The following is a 15,392-nucleotide window of genomic DNA, read 5'->3' as shown; positions in this document are numbered from 1 at the left end:
CGTTTCGTCGCACAGGACGCCAGCGCCCAGCACACTTTTCGCTTTCGCCGCAGCCGCCGACGACAACCGGCTGCTATTGTTTCTTCAATGCCGCCAACGCCGCAAACGGGTTGGCCTTCTTTGTTTCTTCTTCGCTCGGCGCCCAGTCCTTGTCGACTGCTTCACCGTCGGGCGACAGCGGTACCACCGGCACCGCCAGCACCAGCTCGTCCTCGACCAGATCCAGCGGCTTCAGCTGGCCATCTTCCGGCACCAGCAACGCCTCGTATTCCTCCGGCAGGGACGATTCCTCGTCCTCGTCGCGGATCAGGCCAAGCCTCTGGGTCACCTTCACCGGCAACAGGAATCGCTGCATGCTGCGCTGACAGGTCAGCGGCAGCGCGGTGTCGATGGTCAGTTCCACATAGGATACCCGCAAGACGTCGTCGCGACCGAATTCAAGCGAGTAGACGCACTCGCCGTCGGTATCTGCGACCAACCCCTGCAGGCGGGTCAATTCAGCCAGGGAGACCTGACCGTCGAAGCGCCTTCGCGCTACAACCATCCGCCAGGCATCCAGCGTTTCGGGCACGTTCGCGGACATAAGCCGCTGAATACTAAGGATCGGGGCGGCGACTGTCAAATGCCCGCCATACAGGACTTGCTGCTGGCGCTGCGGACACGCCAGACTGCCATGCCCTGCCCCGGTATTCTCGCATGTCACTGGTCCTGGCCTCTACCTCCCGCTACCGCCGCGAGCTGCTGGAACGGCTGGGCCTGCCCTTCGACTGCGCACGTCCGGACGTGGATGAGACTCCCTTGAACGGGGAGGCTCCGCTGGCCCTGGCCACCCGCCTGGCCGCCGCCAAAGCGGCCGAGGTGGCGTCCCGCCATCCCGGCGCGTGGGTGATCGGCTCGGACCAGGTCGCAGACCTGAACGGCCAGCCACTGGGCAAACCGGGTACGGTCGAGGCCGCCTGTGCGCAGCTGGCAGCGATGTCGGGGCAGATCGTCCGCTTCCACACCGCCGTCTGTCTCAGTCGTGACGGAGAATCATTCACGGCCGTCGATCTGACCGAAGTCTGCTTCCGCACACTGGAACCGGACGAAATCGCCCGCTACGTAGCCACCGAACAGCCGCTGGACTGCGCTGGCAGCTTCAAATGCGAGGGCCTGGGCATCAGCCTGTTCGACGCCATCGACAACCGCGACCCGACCGCGCTGATCGGCCTGCCGCTGATCGCGGTATGCGGATTACTGCGCAGGGCCGGTTTCGCGGTGCCCTGAACTGTAGAGCCGAGCCCATGCTCGGTTGCTTTTTTCGAGGCTGCCTGCATCTGAAGCAGAAGCAGAAGCAGAAGCAGCCGAGCATCGGCTCGGCTCTACAGGACCAGAGGACCTCAACGAACCTCGAACGGCTGCTCCTGCCACGCCTCCACACTGCCATCGCGGCCATGCAGGCGCAGCCCGAGCCAGTGCTTGCCCGGAGCCAGCGTGGTGGTATCCAACGATGCGTCGAAGCCCACCGCCGGATGCTGCGGATCGGTACTGTCCGGCCAGGTGTGGCGCACGTCGAACACACGCCCATAGCGGGCGTCACCGATCGAGCGACCATCGACCAGCACTTCGACGCGCGCCAGGCCGACACCATCCTTGAACGCCCAGCCCTTGATTGCGAGCGTGCCGGACACCTTCTCGCCATTGGACGGCGCATCCAGCCACGCCATCGCCGGCGTCACGCACGGCCCCTCTGCGCGCTGCACCGGCAGCCGGAACAGCAGGAAGCGCTGGAAACCATGATCACTGCTGACCACGCGTGGCGCAGGCATCGGCCCCACCTGATTGCAGATGGCGTGATAGCGCTCCAGCAGTTCGCGATAGCGCTGGTCGCTGGGTGACAGCACCAGCAGCATCGGCACCGTGCGCTCGCCCTCATGCAGCAGGCCCCACTGCGCCAGCTGCGCGGTGCGGCCATGCTTGTCATTGAGCGGATGCGGCAGTACCTCGATGTTGCCATTGCCCAGCTGGAAACCCAGCTCGGCGCCAACCTTGAAGTTGCCGGCCAGCACGCGCGTTCCTTCCGGCATCTGCCGCAGCTCTTCATGGACCGCAACTGCCAGTGGCTGCCAGCCGGCGAAATTGCGCGGATAGTACTTGCTGCCGGCCATCTGCTCGCGCAGTGCCGGCGTGGATGCCATCAGGTAGTAGCCGAAGGCCAGCACCATGCCCGCGCCGGCCAGCCACCAGCCGGTGCGGCGCAGCCAGCGCGGCCAGCCGTTGAGCACCACCGGCACCGCCACCAGCAATGCGAGGTAGCCCGGCAGCGGCCAGTGGAAGCTGATCCGCTCGACGTCAGTGAAGAAGCCGAGCACGAAAATGCCCAGCGTGGATACGCCGCCCACCAGGCCGAAATAGCGCCACTGCACGCGCGCACCGCCGCCGCTCCGGGTTCCTGCCAGCGCCACCTTCCACATCGCCATGCACAGGATCGGCGTGACCAGCATCGGCTGGATCACCAGGAACCACAGCCCGCCCCATTCAAACGCCCAAGGATGACGCTCGATCACCTGGAATTTCAGGCCGGCATCGTGGTTGTCCGCATTCCACGCCAGCAGTGGCAGCCATGCCAGCACGCCCACCGCCAATGCCACCCACACGCGCGGATCGGCCAGCATGCGCCGCCCCTGCGGCAATGCCAGCAACGCGATGAAACCGACGCCGATGACACCGATGAAACGGTAGTGGCTGAGTGCACCGATCAGCAGGCCCAGCGCCAGCTTCATCGCCGAGGAGGCATCCACGTTGTGCAGCAGGCGCGCACCGGCGTGCAGGCAGATCACTGCCGCCAACGCCATCGGCACGTCCGGTACCGCCAGCAGGCCCAGCGTCGCCGACAACGGCATCAACAGCGTGAGGCTGCCCGCCTGCCAACCGGCCACATTGCCGAACCAGCGCGTGGCCGTGCGCACCACCAGCAGCGGCAGCAGCGCACCGATGGCCAGGAACGGCAGGCGCAGCGCGAGCACGTGATGCCCGCCGATCTCCACGCCCAGGCGGGCCAGCCAGGCGGTCAGCCCGGGCAGATCCGAATAGGCCGCGGCCAGATGCTGGCCTTCCTGCCAATAGAACGCTTCGTCGACGAACAGCGGCAGGCGCGCGGCAACGATCAGCTTGGCCGCTGTGACCAGCGTCCATAACCAGAGAAATATCGTCCGTGCGCGCTGTTCGCCCTGCATTGCTCTATGGATAATCGAGTGGATTCCAGATCTGAGACGATCATGCCAGCTTCGTCCCCCAATCCCAGCATGCTAACCGATCAATTGCGTCAGGCCCTGCGGGAGGCACAGGATCAGGTGAACGCACTGGTACTGGGCAAGGTGCCGGAAGTCAGGCTGGCGTTCGTCGCATTGCTGTCCGGCGGCCACCTGCTGATCGAAGATCTGCCCGGCCTGGGCAAGACCACGCTGGCGCATGCGCTGGCCAGCAGCCTCGGCCTCAGCTTCCAGCGCGTGCAGTTCACCTCCGACCTGTTGCCGGCCGATGTGCTGGGCGTGTCGGTGTATGAAGCCGGCAGCCGCCAGTTCCAGTTCCACCCAGGCCCGGTGTTCACCCACGTACTGCTGGCCGACGAGATCAACCGTGCACCACCACGCACGCAGAGCGCGTTGCTGGAAGCGATGGCCGAACAACAGGTCACCCTGGACGGACAGACGCATCCGCTGCCCGACCCGTTCTTCGTGATCGCCACGCAGAACCCGGTGGACCTGTCCGGCACCTTCCCGCTGCCGGATTCGCAGCTGGATCGTTTCCTGCTGCGGCTGGCGATGGGCTACCCCAGTGCCCAGGCCGAACGCGAACTGCTGCGTGGCAGCGACCGCCGCGACCTGATCGCGCGCGCCGTACCGAAACTGGATGACACCCAGGTGCGCGCGCTGCGCGACGCGGTGAACCAGGTGCATGCCAGCGACGCGCTGATCGACTATGTGCAGGCCCTGCTGACCCGCAGCCGCCAGCACGCCGGCGTGCGCGTCGGCCTGTCACCACGCGCCGGCCTGGCATTGCTGCGTGCGGCCAGGGCACATGCCCTGCTGCTGGGTCGCGGGCATGTCGTGCCCGAGGACGTGCAGACGCTGTTCGTCGCAGTGGCTGGTCACCGGCTGGTGGCGGAAGCCGAATCCAGTTCGGGACCGGCACTGGCGCGCGCGATCCTGCAGACCGTCGCGGTGGATTGAGCGTGGCCACACGCTGGGCACGCATGCAGCTGCTGGCACGGCCACGCAGGCCCGAAGCCTTGCCGAAGCGGCTGGACCGCCATCGCATCTATGTGCTGCCCACCCGCTTCGGCCTGTTCGTTGCCACCCTGCTGGTGGCCATGCTGCTGGGCGCGCTGAACTACAACAACAATCCGGCGCTGCTGCTGGCCCTGCTGCTTGCCGCAGCGGCCATCGCCAGTGCCATTGCCGCGCATCTCCAGTTGTCCGGCGTGCAGATCGATGCGATCTCGGCCGAGCCGGTACCGGCCGGGCAACCGTTGCGCCTGCGCGTAGACCTCTCACTGCGTGATCTGCGTGCGCGGCACGGCCTTCATCTGCAGCTGGGTGACAGCAACGCCTGGACCTCGCTGCCTGCGCACGGCCGTGGCGAAGTGGAACTGGACGTTCCCAGCGAACGCCGTGGCTGGCTGGAACTGCCGCGTATCCGCCTGTCCACCACCCAGCCGCTGGGCCTGGTGCGGGCATGGTCGTGGGTGTGGCCGGAACAGCCGCTGCTGGTCTACCCGCTGGCCGAGGCCGTGGCGCCTGCACTGCCGGAGAGCGGCAGCGATCCGCTGCATACCCGTGCCCATGCCAGCGGCGAGGAGCTGCATCAGCTGCGCCCCTACCGGGCGGGCGATGCGCCGCGCAGCATTTCCTGGAAGCACTCGGCACGCCGCGACAGCCTGCTGGTGCGCGAGTACGAAAAGCCGGTCGGCATCGAAGTGATCCTCGACTGGCGCTCATTGGCGCCGCTGGGCCATGAAGCACGCATCGCTCGATTGGCGCGCTGGGTGGATGTGGCCGAGCGCGAGGGCCGCCGCTACACCCTGCTGCTGCCTGCGCATCCACCGTTCGGGCCCGGCCAGGGCGCCAGCCATCATCACCTGTGCCTGCGCGCGCTGGCGCTGATGCCGCATGACTGAGACCCCGGCCCTGCTCGACCGCAATGCCCGCAACTGGACCCTGGCCAGCGCGGCGCTGGCACTGTTGCCGTTGCTGCTGCAGCTGCCACCACTGCTGGCGGGCGTGATCGCGCTGGCGGCGATCATCACTGCCGCCCTGTCGTGGCGGACAGTGTTGCCGATGCCGGTACGCCTGCTGCTGGTGCTGGGCATGCTCGGCGCCATCGTCTGGCAGATGGGCGTGGTGCGCCCAGGACGCGATACCGGTTGCGCGCTGCTGGCCGCGATGCTGGCGATCAAGTCCAGCGAGCTGCGCAGCCTGCGTGATGCCCGCAGCCTGCTCGGCTTCGCGCTGTTCTCGCCCTTTGCAGCATTCCTGCTCGACCAAGGGCCGCTGACAACAGCGCTGGCCGCGCTGGCCGGGGGCAGCGCACTGATCGCACTGCAACGCCTGGCGCAGGATGAAGGCCATGCTGGCCGCCAGCCACTGCGTGGACAGCTGCGTGGTGTCGGCCGCCTGCTGGCGATCGGCCTGCCGCTGGCACTGGCCTGCTTCTGGCTCTTCCCCCGACTGGCCACGCCACTGTGGGGTATTCCCGAACGCGCCGTGGGTACACCGGGGCTGTCCGACAGCATGGAACCCGGCCAGTGGCTGGACCTGATGGCCGACGACACCCCGGCGCTGCGCGTGCAGTTCTTCGGCGCTCCGCCCGAGCCGGCGCAGCGCTACTGGCGCGGCCCTGTACTGACCGCCTTCGATGGACGGCGCTGGACACGCGACCGTGCCAGCGCGCGGCGACCTGCTGCAGTGGTTGCAGCGGGTACACAGGGCTGGGACTACCAGATCGATTACGAGCCCACCGACCGCCGCCAGCTGGTGGCGCTGGACCTGCCCAGCCGCGCACCTGCGGGCAGCGTGCTGGATGCGGACATGAGCCTGAGCAGCGAACGCCCGCTGGCCTCGCTCAGCCGCTGGCGGTTGCATTCGGCCCCGCCACTGCGCTTCGACAGCACGCTGTCGCCCTATCTGCGCCGCGCGACGTTGCAGCTGCCGGCCGGCTTCAACCCGCGCACCGCCACGCTGGCGCAGCAATGGCGGCAGGACGCTGGCAGCGACGACGAGGCCATCGTGCGCCGCGCGCTGCAGTGGATCACCACCGATTTCTCGTACACGCTGGATACCCCTGCGGCAGGGCGCGACCCGATCGACGAGTTCCTGTTCGGCTACAAGGCCGGCTTCTGTGAGCACTTCAGCTCGGCCTTCGTGGTGCTGATGCGCAACGCCGGCGTCCCGGCGCGGGTGGTGACCGGTTTCGCTGGTGGCACCCGCAACCGCATCGGCGACTACTGGGTAGTGCGGCGGATGGATGCCCACGCCTGGGCCGAGGTATGGCTGCCGCAGCACGGCTGGGTCAGGGTTGACCCGACCGCAGCCGTGGCACCGGAACGCATCCTGGACACCCTGGATGACCGCCTGCAGGCCGGCACGGACACACCACTGCAGCAGCGTTGGCTGCAGCTGGGCCAGATGGGCGACTGGCTGCGCCGCGGTTGGAACGATCTGGTGCTGTCCTTCGACGCGCGCCGCCAGCAGCAGCTGCTCAAGCCGTTCGGGCTGGACGATCTGGGCCCCGGGCAGCTGGTCGCTGGCTTCGTGGTAGCCGCACTGCTGGCGCTGGCGTGGATGGCCTGGCTGCTGGCCCGTGGCGAGCGCGAACGCGAGCCGCTGCTGCGCGCCTGGCACCGGCTCGGACGGCGCTACGCCCGCCTCGGCCTGGCCCGTGAACCGCACGAAACCGCACAGGACTGGGCACAGCGGGTACACCGGCAGCGCCCCGACCCGGCCCTGCTCGCACTCAGCCAGCGTTTCGCCGACGCGCGCTACGCTGGAACTTGCACCGACCTCGCTTCATTATTGCGGGACCTGCGCAGGCATCGCCCGACTTCCGGAGCCTCCCCATGAACACCAAGTTCCTTCTCACCGCTGTGGCCACGCTGGCCCTGTCGGCCTGCGCCACGGCCCCCAAGCCGCTGCAGGGACAGTTCAGCCTGGTCTCCCCTCGCGATTCGGTCGCTACCCAGCAGGTCGGCACGCCGGTCCGTTGGGGCGGTCGCATCATCGAAACCAAGCCCGGCCAGGGCGAGACCTGCTTCCAGATCATCTCGCGCCCGCTCAATGGCAGTGGCCGCCCGAACACCACCTCGTCCGACGCCAGCGACGGCCGCTTCATTGCCTGCCGTGCCGGCTTCTACGACCCGGCGGTGTTCGAAGCCGGTCGTGACGTGACCTTCATCGGCAAGATCGACGGCTACCAGAACACCCGCATCGGCGAGTACGACTACCGCCTGCCGAAGCTGTCGGCCGATGTGATCTACCTGTGGCCGGAACAGCGCCAGGTCGATGTGGTGCCCTACCCCTATGGCCCGTGGGGCCCGGGCCCGTATGGCCCGTACTGGGGCGGCTATGGTCGCTGGGGCTGGTGGTGATCGTCACCACACACGCATGACGGAAAAGGCCGCCCTCGGGCGGCCTTTTTCATCCACGCATGGCGCGGATACCGGGCGCTCAACGTCCCGGGGTACCGAAGTGCCCCAGCGACGCACCGGCCAGCAGGTGCATGTGGATATGGAACACGGTCTGGCCGGCATCCTCGCGGCAGTTCATCACGATGCGGTAGCCGTCCTGTGCGAAGCCTTCGCGGCGCGCGTACTCGGCGGCAGCCAGCGCCAGCTTCCCGATCAGGTGCGCCTGCGACGGCTGCAGGTCATCCAGGGTCGGAATGATCTCGTTCTTCGGAATGAACAGCACGTGCACCGGCGCCTGCGGTGCGATGTCCTTGAAGCCCAGCACCTCGTCATCCTCGTAGACGATGGTGGCCGGGATCTCGCGACGGATGATCTTGCTGAAGAGGGTTTCGTTGCTCATGGTCGGCCTCGGCGGGGATGTCTCCCGCATTGTAGGCCGCTCACGCCCGGCCATGCCGGCCGTTGCTCAATCGCGGAATTCGCTGCGCGTCCCGAACGCGTGCGACAGCGTGCCACGATCGACGTATTCCAGTTCGCCGCCCAGCGGCAGGCCCTGCGCCAGACGGCTGGGCTGCACCTTGCGTGCACGCGCCAGCTGCGCCAGGTAATGCGCGGTGGCCTCGCCCTCGACAGTGGCGCTGGTGGCGATGATCAGCTCCTGCACCTCGCCTTCGGCCAGCCGTCGCTCCAGCTGCTCCAGGCCCAGCTCGCGCGGGCCGATGCCATCAAGCGGCGATAGGCGGCCCTGCAGCACGAAGTAGACACCGCGGAAGCCGGTGGCGTTTTCGATGGCCAGGCGGTCGGCCGGCGATTCGACCACACACAGTTGGCTGCGCTCGCGGCTGCTGTTGGCACAGGTCGGGCACAGCTCGGTTTCGCTGAAATCGCGGCACTGCGCGCAGTGGCCGATGCGTTCCACCGCCAGCGCCAGGGTTTCGGCCAAGCGCCGGCCACCTTCGCGCTCACGCTCGAGCAGGTGGTAGGCCATGCGCTGCGCAGTCTTCTGGCCGACGCCCGGCAGCACCCGCAACGCGTCGATCAATTGTTCAAGCAGGGGTGCGGACACGGCGACAGGCTTTCATTGCGTCGAGCAGGCTCGACGGCTACAGGGTCCGTGGCACCCGGTTACACGGGTGCCACGCTGAAAATCAGAACGGCAGCTTCATGCCCGGCGGCAGCTGCATGCCAGCGGTGGCCGACCCCATCTTCGACTTCGACTCGGCATCGATCTTGTTCGAGGCATCGTTGAAGGCGGCGGCGATCAGGTCTTCCAGCATCTCCGGGTCGCTGGCCAGCGACGGATCGATGCGCACCTTGCGGCATTCCTTGGCACCGGTCAGGGTCACGCTGACCATGCCGCCACCGGCGCTGCCGGTCACTTCGATCCTGGCGATTTCTTCCTGGGCCTTCTGCAGGTTTTCCTGCATCTTCTGGGCCTGCTGCATCAGTTGGGCGATGTTGCCGCGCATAGTCTCTTACTCGTCAAAAGAACGGATGGAATCGGAAACAACCCGGGCGCCGTGCTGTTGGATCAGCACCTGCACTTCCGGATCGTCCATGAAAACAGCCTCTGCCACCTGCTGCCGCTCACTACGCTGGCGGTCGGCACGCTGATGCAGGGTCTCGGCCGGGACGTGCTCGATTTCCACGGTCTCGACCACGATCTTCGGGGCCTGGCCAAGGGCTTTCTCCAGCATCTCGCCCAGGGCCGCCAGCGCACGCTCCGAGCGCAGGTACTCAAATCCGGGCGAAAGGCCCAATTTCAAGGTCCCGTGCTGGCAACTGATGAAGGCAGCGTTAGCCGCCAGCTGCCGCGACGGGCCGCTCAGGCCACTGTTGGCCACCAGGTCGAGCCAGTCCTCGGCCGTGGCCAGCTCGCTGACGCCTTCCTGCGGCACGGCATCACGTGCCGGGGCCGACTCTGTTGGCGCGATGGCAATGCCTTCAGTGCGGAACGGGCGCTCGGACGGCGCAGGCTCGCCGGGAGCCGCGACGGGAGCCGGCGGTTCATGCCAGGGCGCCACCATGGCGGCGTCCGGCCCAGCCATCTCGGCCGCCAGCGCCTCGTCACGCGCCTCGGCTTCGTCGGTGGCCCACGGCGGCAGGTCGTCGCCCGCTTCTGCTTCAACAGACGGAGGCGCCACGGCTTCGGCCTTCACCGGTGGCGGTGACACCGGCTCCTCCACCGGAACCGGCTCGGGCTCCGGCGTCGGCTCAGGGTCGGGTTGCGGGACCGGCTCCGGTTCGGGTTCAGGTTCGCGCGGCGCGGCCTGCGCCGGAGCGGCCACCTGCGCTACCACAGCCGGGCTCGCCGTAGCGGCGGCAGCGGCCGGCGTCGCTTCGTGGCTACCGGCACCGGTGCCACTACCGGCAGCGTTACCGCCCGGCGTGCCACCCACCGCACCGTCGACGGCCTTCGGCACCGGCGGTACCGCTGCGGCCGGTCGGAACGCCAGCATGCGAAGCACGGCCATTTCAAATCCCGCGCGCGGGCTCGGCGCCAGCGGCAGGTCACGACGGCCGTTCAAGGCCATCTGGTACCAGAGCTGCACCACTTCCGGGCGCAGGCGTTCGGCGAACACCGTCGCGTCCAGGCCTTCAGCGGCCGCTGCGGCACCCGGTACCAGCTGCTGCACCTGGATGCGATGCAGGCCTTCGGCCAATGCTTCCAGCACGCCACTCCAGTCCGGCGAGAATTCGGCCAGCGCAGCCACCACCTGCAGCAGGCGCGGACCATCGCCCTCGGCCAGCGCATCGAGCATCGCCGCCACCTGGGTGCGGTCGACCGTGCCCAGCATGGTGCGCACCACGTCCTCGCGCAGCGCGCCGCCGGCATAGGCGATCGCCTGATCAAGCAGCGACAGGCCGTCGCGCAGGCTACCGTCAGCGGCCTTGGCCAGCTGTACGATGGCACTGCCGTCGGCCTCGATCTCTTCTGCCGCCAGGATGCGCGTCATCTGGCCCTGGATCTGATCCTCGTCCAGGCGCTTGAGGTTGAATTGCAGGCAGCGGCTCAGCACGGTGACCGGCAGCTTCTGCGGGTCGGTGGTGGCCAGCAGGAACTTCACGTGCTCCGGCGGTTCTTCCAGCGTCTTCAGCAGCGCGTTGAACGCCGCTTTGGACAGCATGTGCACTTCGTCGATCAGGTAGACCTTGTACTTGCCACGCGAGGGCATGTACTGCGCGTTCTCGATCACCTCACGCACGTCATCCACACCGGTGTTGGACGCGGCGTCGATTTCCAGCAGGTCGATGTAGCGGCCGGCGTCGATGTCCAGGCAGGCCGCGCACTGGCCGCACGGGTCGGCGCTGGTGCCCTGCTCGCAGTTCAGCGACTTGGCGAAGATGCGCGCGATGGTGGTCTTGCCCACGCCGCGGGTACCGGTGAACAGGAACGCGTGGTGGACCCGGCCGCTGTCCAGCGCGTTGCTGAGCGCACGGACCACGTGTTCCTGGCCCACCAGCTCGGCAAAACGCTTCGGACGCCACTTGCGGGCAAGGACGAGGTAGGACATCAGGCCACCGTTTTCCATCGGATGTTCCATTGTGCCATGCCTGTCCAGCCCCCTCGCCTCCGGCACGTCCTTCGCAGGTTCCTGGCTGGGGTGCTTGTGAAGTGCCGCGCAGCCCGCTAGAATCTGCGCCCCTGCTGAGGCGTTTGCCGATGGCAGGGATCCGGAGAGGTGTCCGAGTGGTTGAAGGAGCACGCCTGGAAAGTGTGTAAGCGTCTAAACCGCGCTTCGGGGGTTCGAATCCCCCTCTCTCCGCCAAGTTACGAACTAAGCCCCTGATTTCAGGGGCTTTTTTCTTGGGTTCGTATGTGGCCCCATACCCCGACCCATACTTCGTCAATCCGTTGATTCCTGGCCTATCAGCAGCGCGCCCTGCGCGTTGGGACGGCAATCCAGATAGTCAGCAAGAGCGCTGCACTTGGAGAAGCGAGAGTGCACGCAAGCAGTTTCAGATGACCGACCTGCGTGCATCGCGAAGCACGCCGCTCCCTCGCCACCGCCTCTGACAGCCGTAACGAAATGAGGTGCCGCATGCGCAAGGTCCTGAGCGCGCGTAGCAGCATGAGCGCCCAGGCAAGCGACCAACACCAAGAGCTGCTGCGCGCTGCGCGTCAGCGGCCCGTAGAAGCGGTTGAGAGGCAGTTGAGCGGATGGGAGGGCGCAGGCGGTCCAGCGCCGTGCGTACCCCGGCGTGCGCACTCGTCTCCCCGCCACGCCTGCGCACTTCATAGGGTGCTTTTTCTGCACCACCTGCACAAAGGCCAGGAGCAGGCCCAGCAAGGCTATGGATGACGTTGAGGGGCATCCAACTACCTGCGAAACCCTGCACTAAAGGGGGTATCTGGCAGGGGCATCAGCCACCAAGTGGGAGCCAAATTCGCAGACACCAGGAAGAAGCGAAAACAAGGCGTCCAACAGTGTCCAAGAAGAAAACTCCCACTACTGACAGTGTTTCAGGAAGGCTATGAATTGAGGGTCTGAAACAGAAAACGTGTGGCGAGCATCGCACTGCCAGTTTTGCCAACAGGTTCCTTGGAGTTCCTTGTGGCACAGCGCTTTCCAGCCACCTCTGCCTTCTGATTGACACCCCCAATCCAGCAACAGTTTCCAACATTGATGTTTTTCGGTGTTACAAGTGTGGCAGGTGTTACGGCAGTCAAATATGCAACTATAATCAAATGGTTACGCTATTCGCACCGAACGCGGCCACGGTGTAACACAGGTGTTACCGGTGTTACAGCCTACCCACCGCGACGCCAGCTCGAAGACTTGCCCGCCCGCCCCTGGCGCCGACTTCGGTCGTCACGCCGACGGGGACTGTGATATGAAGGCAATGCCTTGCTGGAAGGCTCTTTCAGGGATTGGAAGGATGGAATGGCTTGAGAGAATTGCGTGCCGCGCGTCGGCCCGCCGAAAGGGCATGAGAACGTATTTCGGCAAGCTGAGCGTCGTCGGCGCCTGGCTCTGCTGGCTGATGTTGGTTGGCTTGGCACTGCCGCTAATCGCAACTGCTCAGACGGTCACTTACATCCACACCGACGCCCTTGGCTCGGTCGTTGCCGAAACCGATGAAAGCGGCAACGTGATCAAACGGTACGACTATGAGCCCTACGGGGGTGTCGTGGACGGACCGGTTACGGATGGGCCTGGCTACACGGGGCACGTGAGCGATGCTGCCACGGGGCTGAGCTACATGCAGCAGCGCTACTACGATCCCCAACTAGGGCTCTTTCTCTCTGTAGATCCCGTCTCACCAAACGACAAACCGGGCTCCGCCTTCAACCGCTATCGATACGCTGCGGGCAATCCCTACAGATTCGTCGATCCTGATGGCCGCCAGGAACGGGCGGCGGAGAGACATGCCGACTCGGTAGCGAGCTCACCCTCTGCATATGATACGTTCGGCCCCGCAGCACTTGCGGTAACAACAGCGATTGTGCGCGCGACGCCAGTTGTTGGGCCTGCTGCTGCATCGGCAATGTCTGGCTCCATTAATTCGGCGCAACCACTGGCCCTGCCAGCACCAGCACCTGCAGCGCCCACTGCGCCAACTCCTGCCGCTGCCCCGGCGACACCTTCTGGCCCGAGCTATGTCGTCTCGTCGAACGGAACAGCATTTCCGGTACCCACAGGGGCGAGCGGACCAACTCCGGTCATCAACCCCGCAGGAAAACAGACCGGTGTCGCATTTACTGGGGGTGCCGGAGGCAGTAATGGGCAAGTCGCCACCATGCGGATGATGGACCCAACCCCTCCCAGGGGAAACAGTCCTGGATATCCAGCTGGCTATATCAAGTACGAGAATGCTGGAAAGCAAGGCGTAGATCCGCTCTCCGGGAAAACGCTACCTAATTCGAAGTCTCACTTCCCAGTCAGATAGGCCTGAACATGATCGAGCACCAGGCGGAAGCTCTCCGGCCATTGATCGGAAAAAATGTGACACTGGGGATTGAAGATGGCATGGCCACGATAGGTACGCACGATGGCTGGGAGCTGCATATCTACAACTCTTTCAGCCTCCTTAGCGATGGCATTGCGGAGAATCCTCCGCGCTCAACGCTGAGCTTGGTGCTGGAGGATTGCCGGTTCGATCACGAGACAATGGTTGCGCAGTTTTCTAGAGGGGTCACACTCACAGTCGACTTAAGTGAAGATGGCTACTCTGGCCCAGAGGCGATGCAGTTGAATAGTCCAGATGGAACTATCGTGATCTGGAACTAAGTTCGATGCAGCCGCCGCTACTCGCACTGGGATCACCCCCCAAGGGCGACAGGTATTGACCTTCTCCCTGTCGCCCCTGTTTCGAATGAAGCAGTAGCTTGACCTCGCCCCTGCAGGGGTAGGCATTTAGTTCGTTGAACGTTCTATTTCGAAGGGGGCAAAAGTGATGACCTCCTCACCGATCCATTCGTTGACCATGGCCATGCGCGATTGCAGGGGAGCCAGTTCCATCGACGCCCACACGGTGGCCGCATCCCGAATCGAGCCGAATCCGCCCGCATTCTGCGGGACGATACCCAGCAGCTGCGGTGGGATGCGCAGCGCGGCCAGGATGTCATCACGGGTCACACGCTTGATGCCGGTGAACTCATCCTTGGCCGCCACTTCGCTGATCGGGATCAGCTGCAACCCGTCCTTCTTGCCGTTGGGCGAATGCACGAACAAGTTGCGGAAATTGCCCGGCCCACGCGAGTCTCGCAGCGCCTGCCGCAGGGCGTCCACATCCATGCCCTCCGGCTGCGGGTCGGTCATGTAGAGGATGAACCCGGCGTGCGAGCCGTTGGTGTAGTACCTACGGCGGAACAACGTGGCCGATTCATTGAGCAGCGCCGACTGCACGACTGCCAACCACTCCGGCAACCCGTAGATTTCCTGATCGGTATCGGCCTCGCGCAGCTGGTGCACCGAGCCAGGTGCAAGTTCATGCTCGGCCCGCCCAGCTCGCACCTGGAAGAACACACTTGGATCCACGCCACGGCGTATGTACTGCGCCATCAGCGGGTGCAGCTGCAACAGCCGCCCGGAGTGCGAGAGTTGCCGCCCCAGGTAGGCCATGCCGAACACCAGGTAATCCAAGGCCAGCTGCGAGAACGCGGTGCGGTCCAGCAAGCGATGCGGCATGAAGGTGCGCACTAGCATGTTGCGCTTGAAGATCAGGCCACTGTGCAGGAACGGATTGGAGCGCGTGGTGCGCGACAGGCCACTGAGGGTGATCGGTGGTTCGTAATGGCGACCGTTGCTCTACCGCCCCACCGATGCCAGCGCCTGCCTGTCGATTTTCGACAGCAACGTACCCACCTACTTCGCGCCCGAAGAGCGCAGTGACTTTGAACGCTTCCTGCGCGAACAGGCCACGGACTGTGCATTCCAGGTCATCGAGCGCGATGGCAGCATCGTGGCCTGTGGCGGCCTGTCGCGACGCGGCGACGGCAGTGCCGGTTTCTGCTGGGGGATGGTCCAGCGCGCGCTGCACCGGCATGGACTGGGCCGCGAACTGGCACTGGCACGCCTGCGCCAGGCTGAAGCGGATCCCTCGATCAAGCGCATCGCGCTCAGTACCAGCCAGCACACCCAGGGCTTCTATGCCGGGCTGGGCTTCCAGGTGACGCGGATCGTGCCCGATGGCCACGGCGCCGGGATCGACGCCGTGGAAATGGAGCGGGAGCTCTAGCGCTCCCGCCCCGGCCCCATCCACGCAGTGCGTGGATCTACCGCTG

Annotated in this window: 14 protein-coding genes, 1 tRNA gene and 1 pseudogene; 9 read left to right on the top strand and 7 right to left on the bottom strand. The window is 65.7% G+C overall.

All coding sequences use genetic code 11. The features are described 5' to 3' along the window. Positions 1–73 precede the first annotated feature (73 nt). On the bottom strand, positions 74–583 hold the full coding sequence (locus tag GOC52_RS04430; RefSeq protein WP_019659501.1) for a YceD family protein: 510 nt from the start codon (positions 581–583) through the stop codon (positions 74–76). A 113-nt stretch (positions 584–696) separates the two neighbouring features. Here GOC52_RS04430 and GOC52_RS04425 point away from each other — a divergent pair, with 113 nt between their 5' ends. Further along, positions 697–1,266: a Maf family protein gene (locus tag GOC52_RS04425; RefSeq protein ID WP_043398220.1), complete on the top strand. Its 570-nt coding sequence runs from the start codon at positions 697–699 to the stop codon at positions 1,264–1,266. Positions 1,267–1,379: 113 nt separating this feature from the next. Here GOC52_RS04425 and GOC52_RS04420 read toward each other — a convergent pair whose 3' ends face one another. Beyond that, entirely contained in the window at positions 1,380–3,215 is a 1,836-nt protein-coding gene (locus GOC52_RS04420; RefSeq protein ID WP_043398217.1) for a glycosyltransferase family 39 protein, read from the bottom strand. Positions 3,216–3,257: 42 nt separating this feature from the next. On the opposite strand from GOC52_RS04420, the gene GOC52_RS04415 reads away from it, so the two are divergent. Genes GOC52_RS04415 through GOC52_RS04400 form a run of 4 tightly spaced genes read left to right on the top strand, consistent with a single transcriptional unit; the run spans position 3,258 to position 7,624 of the window. Next, on the top strand, positions 3,258–4,211 hold the full coding sequence (locus GOC52_RS04415; protein WP_043398214.1) for an AAA family ATPase: 954 nt from the start codon (positions 3,258–3,260) through the stop codon (positions 4,209–4,211). A gap of 23 nt (positions 4,212–4,234) precedes the next feature. After that, on the top strand, positions 4,235–5,158 hold the full coding sequence (locus GOC52_RS04410) for a DUF58 domain-containing protein (protein WP_191851416.1): 924 nt from the start codon (positions 4,235–4,237) through the stop codon (positions 5,156–5,158). Next, positions 5,151–7,100, top strand: coding sequence for a transglutaminase TgpA family protein (locus GOC52_RS04405; protein ID WP_191850713.1), 1,950 nt, complete (start codon positions 5,151–5,153; stop codon positions 7,098–7,100). Before GOC52_RS04410 ends, GOC52_RS04405 begins: the two co-directional genes overlap by 8 nt. Next, positions 7,097–7,624: a Slp family lipoprotein gene (locus GOC52_RS04400; RefSeq protein WP_005408301.1), complete on the top strand. Its 528-nt coding sequence runs from the start codon at positions 7,097–7,099 to the stop codon at positions 7,622–7,624. The genes GOC52_RS04405 and GOC52_RS04400 overlap by 4 nt, the downstream gene beginning before the upstream one ends. Positions 7,625–7,703: 79 nt before the next feature. Here GOC52_RS04400 and GOC52_RS04395 read toward each other — a convergent pair whose 3' ends face one another. The 4 genes from GOC52_RS04395 to dnaX form a co-directional block, all read right to left on the bottom strand. Continuing rightward, the gene (locus tag GOC52_RS04395; RefSeq protein WP_010483842.1) at positions 7,704–8,063 is read right to left on the bottom strand and encodes a histidine triad nucleotide-binding protein; all 360 of its coding nucleotides are present in this window, start codon (positions 8,061–8,063) and stop codon (positions 7,704–7,706) included. Positions 8,064–8,129: 66 nt separating this feature from the next. Beyond that, positions 8,130–8,729 (bottom strand): recombination mediator RecR, encoded by a 600-nt coding sequence (gene recR, locus GOC52_RS04390; protein ID WP_053442577.1) that lies wholly within the window; start codon positions 8,727–8,729, stop codon positions 8,130–8,132. Positions 8,730–8,811: 82 nt separating this feature from the next. After that, on the bottom strand, positions 8,812–9,132 hold the full coding sequence (locus tag GOC52_RS04385; RefSeq protein ID WP_010483846.1) for a YbaB/EbfC family nucleoid-associated protein: 321 nt from the start codon (positions 9,130–9,132) through the stop codon (positions 8,812–8,814). Between the two features lie 6 nt (positions 9,133–9,138). Next, a complete protein-coding gene (gene dnaX, locus GOC52_RS04380; RefSeq protein WP_191850711.1) occupies positions 9,139–11,178 on the bottom strand; it encodes a DNA polymerase III subunit gamma/tau in 2,040 nt (679 codons plus the stop codon). A gap of 162 nt (positions 11,179–11,340) precedes the next feature. On the opposite strand from dnaX, the gene GOC52_RS04375 reads away from it, so the two are divergent. The 3 genes from GOC52_RS04375 to GOC52_RS04360 all read left to right on the top strand — a co-directional run bounded on the left by GOC52_RS04375 (position 11,341) and on the right by GOC52_RS04360 (position 13,896). Next, positions 11,341–11,433: transfer RNA gene (locus GOC52_RS04375), tRNA-Ser, on the top strand. A gap of 1,111 nt (positions 11,434–12,544) precedes the next feature. Beyond that, positions 12,545–13,555 (top strand): RHS repeat-associated core domain-containing protein, encoded by a 1,011-nt coding sequence (locus GOC52_RS20655; protein WP_197576537.1) that lies wholly within the window; start codon positions 12,545–12,547, stop codon positions 13,553–13,555. An 8-nt stretch (positions 13,556–13,563) separates the two neighbouring features. Beyond that, positions 13,564–13,896, top strand: coding sequence for a hypothetical protein (locus GOC52_RS04360; protein WP_019659511.1), 333 nt, complete (start codon positions 13,564–13,566; stop codon positions 13,894–13,896). A gap of 126 nt (positions 13,897–14,022) precedes the next feature. On the opposite strand, the pseudogene GOC52_RS04355 reads toward GOC52_RS04360, so the two are convergent. Next, a pseudogene (locus GOC52_RS04355) lies at positions 14,023–14,913 on the bottom strand (phage portal protein); the annotation flags it as partial. Between GOC52_RS04355 and GOC52_RS04350 the strand changes: the two are divergent. Further along, positions 14,912–15,346: a GNAT family N-acetyltransferase gene (locus GOC52_RS04350; protein ID WP_010483855.1), complete on the top strand. Its 435-nt coding sequence runs from the start codon at positions 14,912–14,914 to the stop codon at positions 15,344–15,346. The pseudogene GOC52_RS04355 and the gene GOC52_RS04350 sit on opposite strands and share 2 nt — an antisense overlap. Positions 15,347–15,392 lie beyond the last annotated feature (46 nt).

Origin of the sequence: Stenotrophomonas sp. SXG-1 (genome assembly GCF_014083965.1) — a bacterium.
In the GTDB taxonomy this organism is placed as follows: Bacteria; Pseudomonadota; Gammaproteobacteria; order Xanthomonadales; family Xanthomonadaceae; genus Stenotrophomonas; species Stenotrophomonas geniculata.
Note: the sequence above shows the minus strand (reverse complement) of the source record. Positions and strands in the feature narration are given on the sequence as shown.